Here is a 7,485-nt window from a genome sequence, read left to right as displayed (position 1 = left end):
GTAGTAACAAGCGATCAAGCTAAAGCGCAGCGTCCTAAAGGCGCAGCCGTCCTATCAGCTATTGGCTATTGACCAATGCCCTGATTCATACGGATCCGATCTTAATTGCAAGGTGCTTATAAAGATCGGATCCGGGGAAATGTTGTTCCTGAGAAAAAATGCTGTAGTAACAAGTTATCAAGCTAAAGCGCAGCGTCCTAAAGGCGCAGCCGTCCTATTAGCTAATGGCTATTACCTATTACCCTGATTCATACGGATTCGATCTTATTTACAAGGTACTTATAAAGATCGGATCCGGGGAAATGTTGATCCTGAGAAAAAATGCTGTAGTAATAAGCGATCAAGCTAAAGCGCAGCGTCCTAAAGGCGCAGCCGTGCTATCCGCTAATGGCTAATGTGAGGTGGGTGTTAAGAAAGTTTTAAACCATTTTCCTGAGTATTTTACAGTTCTTTTTTGGGTTTTAAAATCGTTATAAACCAATCCAAATCTTGGTTCAAATCCTTCTTTCCATTCAAAATTATCTACCAATATCCATCCATGCTGCAAAATGAGCATTTTCATTTGGGGGAGTCATATTTACAAAACCTGACACAATTTTGTTTTGGTTTACTATTAATGGGGTTGTTTTTTTATTAAGAGCAATAAAGTCATTCCATTCTCTCGGCTTAAAGGATCCAATCCTCCATGCTCCTTTAGAGGCTTTATGAACAAATTTTGGGACATTGATATTGACAACACCCATATTATACCGCCAGTTTATATCAACGCAGGGGTGTATTTTTGTTGTGTCACCATCTTTGTAAACTATGGCATCAATACCTATGGGGCCTTCATAATATTGGTGGGGGTTTATGGTTTTAATACTTTCTGTTAATATAGATGCAGTTTCATTTAATAGGGCCCTGTTTAAAAAGCATGAAATCTCACTCTCCTTGTGTGGCCAATTAATATTTCCTCCTATGAAATGCCCTTTGGCATCATTATTAAAAAATGACACTCCGTTGAAATCAATTTGTCCGTTTCTTTTTATTTCCATCTGAAACGAGAAATCAAAAACCTTATCTAAGAGCGGTTCTGCGGTTATAAAGCCCTGTTGGTTTAGCGCCCCCTGTATCCAGGGATAGTTTATTGCCAGATTGTTTTGGGGATTAATCACATGAATGCCTCTTCCTGAGCTACTCCATGGCATTTTTATAATGGCAATTGGATTTGAATTTATCCATTGTTCGAACTCTTTTAAGGAGTACAGGTTTATGGCAGGATTTTTTATGGAGATACATGCATGGTTATTATAATGGTTGTGTATATATTTTTGGATGGTGTTGGCAGAGTTTCGGCTAAAAAACATTTTGTGTTCCTGATTCCAGATGTAGTTTGGTGAGGTTTTAAACTCCCGGCTGCATATTTCCTTAACGCTTTTGTATTTTTGGTGTATCACCTGATTCCAGCTCCATGGCTTTATTGCTTCAATATTTGATGTTTTCAATAAGGAATTTATAGGAGCATATTTTATTTTGGGGAGTCCCAGTTGTTGCCAAAAATTCAGGAAATCTTCATCAGGCGTATTTTCCATTAAAACAGCATCCCCTGTTGAAGCAAAGTAGGAAGGCAGGAAAGCCAGATCCTTTTCAAAAGACCTAAGATTTTTTGGGGGCATATAGCTGTTGGTTCCATTTGCCAGTGCCAGCTCTCCGGTGGGATTGAATATATATAAACTGCTCATTTAATAATTTTATGGCGCAAAAATAATAAAAGGAATTAAGCGGTATACATAAAAAGAATACCTGATTTTATACAGCTTTTTTCGGTGATAATATTCATAGTACAAAAGAGAATTATTCTGCTATTTTGCTAGAGTTAAATTTTAAGTAATAATAAATAATTCACTTTAATTATAAAGCCATGATAATAGGAGTTCCAAAGGAAATTAAACCTGCTGAAAACAGGGTTGGAATGACGCCTGCAGGTGTTTTAGAGATGACTAAGGCTGGTCATACAGTATATGTGCAATCGGGAGCAGGAACAGGTACTGATTTTTATGATGAAGATTATGAAAAAGCAGGTGCCAGGATTTTACCTACTATAGAAGAGGTATATGCTATAGCCGATATGATTGTTAAGGTAAAAGAGCCCATTGAACCGGAATATAAGTTGATTAAAGAGAACCAGCTGTTGTTTACATACTTCCACTTTGCTTCGTGCGAGCCTTTAACAAAGGCCATGATAGAGCAAAAGGCTATTTGTTTGGCTTATGAAACTGTAGAAACTCCAGACAGAAAGCTTCCATTATTGGTGCCTATGTCAGAAGTTGCAGGACGGATGGCAACACAGGAAGGGGCTAAGTATTTGGAGCGTTTTTATGGTGGACGCGGTTTGTTGTTGGGAGGAGTTCCAGGTGTGCCTCCGGCAAAAGTATTGGTGATCGGTGGTGGTGTAGTGGGTACTCAAGCTGCCAAAATGGCTTCTGGTATGGGTGCTGATGTAACCATTATGGATCTAAATATCGATCGTCTTAGGTATTTAGACGATGTAATGCCTGAGAATGTAAATACATTAGTTCCAAACGAGATGACGATCCGTGAAGCTGTTAAGGATTTTGATGTGATCATTGGAGCAGTACTTATCCCTGGAGCAAAAGCGCCTAAGTTGATTACAAGGGACATGCTTCCAACTATGAAGCAAGGGACGGTTCTTGTTGATGTAGCCATTGATCAGGGTGGATGTTTTGAGACTTCAAAACCTACAACACACCAGGATCCAACATATATTATTGATGATGTTATACATTATACTGTAGCAAATATGCCGGGAGCAGTGCCATTTACTTCTACGTTGGCCTTAACCAATGCTACTTTACCATATGCTTTGCAATTGGCAAACAAGGGGTGGCAGAAAGCTTGTAATGAAAATTCAGCCCTTAAACTTGGATTGAATATTGTTAAGGGTGATGTGGTATATAAAGGTGTTTCTGAAGCATTTGATTTACCATATGTTCCGGTAGAAGAAATACTAAATAAATAAAAGCAAATTCATTTTGGTTATACAAGATGATTTAAATAGGTGATAATCACTTAAAAGCCGGCTTGAGGGGTAAGCCGGCTTTTTTAATGTTCATATATTTTTATCAGTATTGTTGAGCCCAGGTTTTTGTTCCCTTTGTTTTTGATGGTATGCCAACCATCTTTCTTCAGATTTTTTTTTATGGCTCCATTTAATATGCCGTGAGCCACCAGAATTGATGTTTCTTCATGTTGGGCCAGTTCAACCAGCTTTAATGAGGCATTTTTTGCTCTGGATTTCGCTTCTTTATAGCTCTCAATGCCATTTCGTTTTGCTCCTAGTGCCCAGGTTCCCCTGCTTATTATTTGCCATACGGGAAGGGGCAGGATTATAAAGGAAGGTGCTTTTATAATTTTGTTTTCGAATTCGCGGAACAGGCTATCAGGCACAATAGGGTAGTTATCATCAAATATAGAATGCGCAGTTTCTTTCGACCTTCTTAAGGTTGAACAGTAAATGGTATGTTTATGCAGCAAGTTGTTTTTGACGGAAGAAGTATCGAAAGCAATTATTGGGGCTGTATTATAATTGCTAATGTATTGGTTGGCCCCTTTTGATGAATACAACCATTTTTTTTTGATCTGAGGCTTAGCATGCCTGATTAGATATATTTGCCTGAGCGCTTTATTGTGTGTGGTTAGAGATTGTTTTAGCTGTGGATTTATTTCATCGATACAAGTTGTTGCCGGGCAAGCGTTTTTGCTTTTATAAACCTTTGATATATTGTTCAAAGAACTAAGTGGTTTACTTGATGAGCAACTAATAAATGTAGTTGTAATTAAGCAAAACAGTATGAATTTATAGTTTAAGAATAAAGATTTTATCATAAGCCGGTATCTGTATAAATTGAGGCTAAAAAAATAATGTGTTTACTTATTATTGTCATAAAGTCTATTGATATGACTTCTTTGTTACAGAATCCATAAACTAAAAAACACTTTGAACCCGGTACAATATGCGCTACAAATATATCTAAAGAATTTGATAGGAATACATATTCATTTTAAAAAAGATAAAAGAAGCAAGTAGTGATTTCTTTAATAAAACAGGATAAGTTTCGAAATTTTATGTCCTTGCTTTAATATTTCCCTAAAAAGATTAATTTTGTTCACTTTATAGCTATAGTATAGTAAAATAATTCAAATTTAACACATGAACATATTTCAAAACCAATACTGGTTTATATTTTTATTTGTAGCCTTATTTACATCCTGTATTCCTCAAAAAGAAACCATATACCTGCAAGACAAGGAATCGGAAATGGAATTTAAAGAACTTACTGAGATTACCGGGAAATATATTCTCCAAACCAATGATTATTTATTTATCAGAGTATCTACATTTGATCCTAAAATATCAGAATTTTTCAATACTTCACAGGGTAACAACATAAACTCATCAAATCTGCAAAATGGGAGTACGCTTTTTATGTATGTGATAGATGATGAGATGAATATAGATTATCCTTATGCAGGAAAAATCAATTTACAAGGGTGCAACATCTTTCAGGCAAAGGCCAAAATCAGGGAGGCTTTAAAACCGTATGTAAAAGATGCCAATATATTAGTGAGGTTGGGTTCCAATTCGTACACTATATTAGGAGAGGTGAAGAGCCCGGGAACACAGCGTATGACGAAAGATCAGATCACCATTTTTGAGGCCATAGGGCAGGCAGGTGATTTAACTCCGGTTGCCAAAAAGAGAGAGCTTACTGTTGTAAGGCCTGTTTCAGGTGGAAAATCAAAGACTTTTAAGGTAGATATCACGGATCATAAAATTATTGATTCAGAGTATTACTATATCTATCCAAATGATTTTATTTATGTTAAACCAATGAGAGCTAAACAATTTGGTATTGGAGAGTCGTTTAGTTTAGGCGTGTTGTCTACTTTATTAAGTTTTACTGTTACCATTATTGCTTTAACACGATAATCCCTGTCCCTAAGCCCCTTCATAATGAATAATAATTCTAATACTAAAGATTTTTCAGATACAGGATTTACTGTAAACCTTGATTATAAGAAACTTTTAAGAGATGTTTTGCACTATTGGTGGTTGTTTTTAATAACCATTCCCATAGCCATCGGCAGTGTAAATGTTATACATAGGTGGGTTACGCCAATATACAGTGCTTCCATGCGGATATTAATGGAAGAGCGAGGAACGGATAGGCCGCAAAATGAAATGATGGAGGGGTTCGGACTTACCCCGGGGCTGCGGAATGTTGATAATCAGCTGGCATTGCTAACCTCATGGGATATGGTTAACAAAGCTATTGATAACCTTGATTTTAATGTTTCCTATTATGCTAAAGGTAATGTTAAAACAACAGAGATTTACCCTGCTTCAAGTTTTGTCGTGGAGTTTGATTCGCTTCATAATCAATTAATAGGGGCTCATTTTTATATAAAACCCTTGTCGGATAAAGATTTTGAGTTGCGTTTTCATGGTGGAGGCACGGGGTGTTATAATTACATCAGCCATCAGGTTTCGTCAGGGGCTGATGATAAGGAGTACGTTGAAAACGGAAGAAATGGAGAATGGATAACAACCAAGTGGTTTAGGTTTAAAGTAAAGTACAATCATCTTAACAATGGGGAGATGGAAAACTACTTTCAGTTTAACCATCCCAATTCCTTGGTAAGTAAATATGTTGGTATTTTACGGGCCTCAAAAATGAGTGAGAGCTCTTCAATAATCAGTATGTCGATTACTGGCGATAACAGAACTAAAAATATAAAGTTTTTAAATACCCTTGCCGATGTTTTTATTGCATCTAACCTTGAAAAGAAGAATCAAATAGCCATTAATACCATTGATTTTATCGAATCACAACTGGTAAATATCAGTGATTCGTTAAGCAATACAGGTTCTGAGCTTAGTAATTTCAGGACTTCTAATCGAATCCAGAGTATTTCTTCAAAAGCTGATTATCTTTTAGATAAGCTTCAGGATATTGAACAGAATACCGCCGGTTTGATCATATCCCAGAATTACTTAGATTATCTATCCAATTACTTTAAGTGTGATACCTTGGATAATAATATTTTAGCTCCTGCTGTTTATCAAACCGAAAACCAGTTGTTTGCCGGCCAGATACAGAAAATAATGGAATTGAATACGCAAATGTTATCGGTTTCGAAACCTTTGGGGGGCGAAAGTATTAACCCGGTTATGGAGCAGCTTCAAAATGATATGGAGATTGCTAAAAGTGTATTGCTGACTACCATAAGTAATCAAAAAGAAGTTTTAAAAGCCGAGATAAAACGCAATAATAGTGAGCGGTTAGATTATGAACAGGCGCTATATAGCCTGCCGGAAACCGAGCGCAAATTGTTGGGAATTGAGCGTAAATTTCAACTGAACAATGAAGTTTATACTTTTTTATTGAGGAAGCGGTCGGAAGCTCAAATACAGAAAGCATCCAATACTCCGGATCATCAGGTTTTAGAAAAAGCCCGAAGTGGGGGTATGGTGTATCCAAATATGAAGGGTAATTATCAAAAAGCTTTTATTGCCGGTGTTCTTATCCCTTTGTTATTGTTGGTGGTTCGGCAGTTGTTGAATAACAAGATAACTACTGCTGATGATGTAAAGAAACTGACTGATTTGCCGGTGATAGGACAGGTAATACACAGCTCAAAAGAGGAAACCAATGTGGTTAAATATCATCCCAAGTCGGTTGTTACCGAGACTTTTAGAAGGGTTAGGACCAGGTTGGATTTTATGGTAAAGGGAAAAGACTCTCCTATTATTACCATAACGTCTTCTATGCCGGGTGAAGGGAAAACCTTTTGTGCGTTGAACCTGGCCTCAGTATTTGCCCTTGCCGGGAAAAAGACCATATTAATTGGCTTTGATATGCGTAAACCAGGTTTAAATAAAGTATTGGATTTGCATAACCACGATGGCTTGTCCAATTACCTTATCGGCAAAGTAAACCTGGAAGATGTTGTGATACCAGCGCCATCGGGACTTGAGAATCTGTATGTGCTGCCATCAGGTGCTATTCCTCCCAATCCGTCAGAGTTAATTACATCGGAGAGAACGAAACTTATGTTTGAGGAACTCAAGAAACAATACGATTTTATAGTGTTGGATTCTCCTCCAATGGGTGTGGTGGCAGATCCGTATTTGCTGGCAAGATTATCGGATAGTGTCGTGTTTTTGGTACGCCATAACCATTCTGTTCGTGAAGTTTTTGCTCATACCATCCAGAATCTACGAAATGAAGGTATCAATAATGTAGGGATTCTACTGAACGACCTTAATGTAAAACAAGGTGGGTATGGTTCTCATTATGGATATGGTTACGGTTATGGCTATGGTTATGGTTACGGCCATGGCTACTATGAGGAGGATTAATTTGACTGGTTATATATTACATTAATTCGTTAAGTTTTTGTAAGGTTTAATCTTTAGAA

General features: G+C 37.1%; 6 protein-coding genes. 3 read left to right on the top strand and 3 right to left on the bottom strand.

The genetic code is table 11. From position 1 onward, the window contains the following. Window positions 1-391 precede the first annotated feature (391 nt). Together OM074_RS21550 and OM074_RS18955 are read right to left on the bottom strand one after the other, a co-directional pair. Window positions 392-556: a family 1 glycosylhydrolase gene (locus tag OM074_RS21550; protein WP_363320310.1), complete on the bottom strand. Its 165-nt coding sequence runs from the start codon at window positions 554-556 to the stop codon at window positions 392-394. Further along, a complete protein-coding gene (locus tag OM074_RS18955) occupies window positions 519-1,724 on the bottom strand; it encodes a hypothetical protein (protein ID WP_301202167.1) in 1,206 nt (401 codons plus the stop codon). The genes OM074_RS21550 and OM074_RS18955 overlap by 38 nt, the downstream gene beginning before the upstream one ends. 179 nt (window positions 1,725-1,903) lie before the next feature. Here OM074_RS18955 and ald point away from each other — a divergent pair, with 179 nt between their 5' ends. Beyond that, window positions 1,904-3,022, top strand: coding sequence for an alanine dehydrogenase (gene ald, locus OM074_RS18950; RefSeq protein WP_301202166.1), 1,119 nt, complete (start codon window positions 1,904-1,906; stop codon window positions 3,020-3,022). Between the two features lie 83 nt (window positions 3,023-3,105). Here the strand turns inward: ald and OM074_RS18945 are convergent, their stop codons facing one another. Beyond that, a complete protein-coding gene (locus OM074_RS18945; RefSeq protein ID WP_301202165.1) occupies window positions 3,106-3,792 on the bottom strand; it encodes a histidine phosphatase family protein in 687 nt (228 codons plus the stop codon). Window positions 3,793-4,213: 421 nt separating this feature from the next. Between OM074_RS18945 and OM074_RS18940 the strand changes: the two genes are divergently transcribed. Beyond that, window positions 4,214-4,993 (top strand): polysaccharide biosynthesis/export family protein, encoded by a 780-nt coding sequence (locus tag OM074_RS18940; protein ID WP_301202164.1) that lies wholly within the window; start codon window positions 4,214-4,216, stop codon window positions 4,991-4,993. Between the two features lie 24 nt (window positions 4,994-5,017). Continuing rightward, window positions 5,018-7,426 carry a polysaccharide biosynthesis tyrosine autokinase gene (locus OM074_RS21640; RefSeq protein ID WP_301202163.1) on the top strand — a complete coding sequence of 803 codons (2,409 nt, stop codon included), beginning with the start codon at window positions 5,018-5,020 and terminating at the stop codon, window positions 7,424-7,426. The last annotated feature ends 59 nt before the right edge of the window (window positions 7,427-7,485 follow it).

This window comes from Plebeiibacterium marinum, from assembly GCF_026013615.1.
Lineage (GTDB): Bacteria > Bacteroidota > Bacteroidia > Bacteroidales > Marinilabiliaceae > Saccharicrinis > Saccharicrinis marinus_A.
Note: the sequence above shows the minus strand (reverse complement) of the source record. Positions and strands in the feature narration are given on the sequence as shown.

What these genes read in the sequence shown, in the direction of transcription:
- OM074_RS21550 (WP_363320310.1), bottom strand. Translation starts at nt 556, where the DNA reads ATGCTCATTTTGCAGCATGGATGGATATTGGTAGATAATTTTGAATGG.
- OM074_RS18955 (WP_301202167.1), bottom strand. Translation starts at nt 1,724, where the DNA reads ATGAGCAGTTTATATATATTCAATCCCACCGGAGAGCTGGCACTGGCA.
- ald (WP_301202166.1), top strand. Translation starts at nt 1,904, where the DNA reads ATGATAATAGGAGTTCCAAAGGAAATTAAACCTGCTGAAAACAGGGTT.
- OM074_RS18940 (WP_301202164.1), top strand. Translation starts at nt 4,214, where the DNA reads ATGAACATATTTCAAAACCAATACTGGTTTATATTTTTATTTGTAGCC.
- OM074_RS21640 (WP_301202163.1), top strand. Translation starts at nt 5,018, where the DNA reads ATGAATAATAATTCTAATACTAAAGATTTTTCAGATACAGGATTTACT.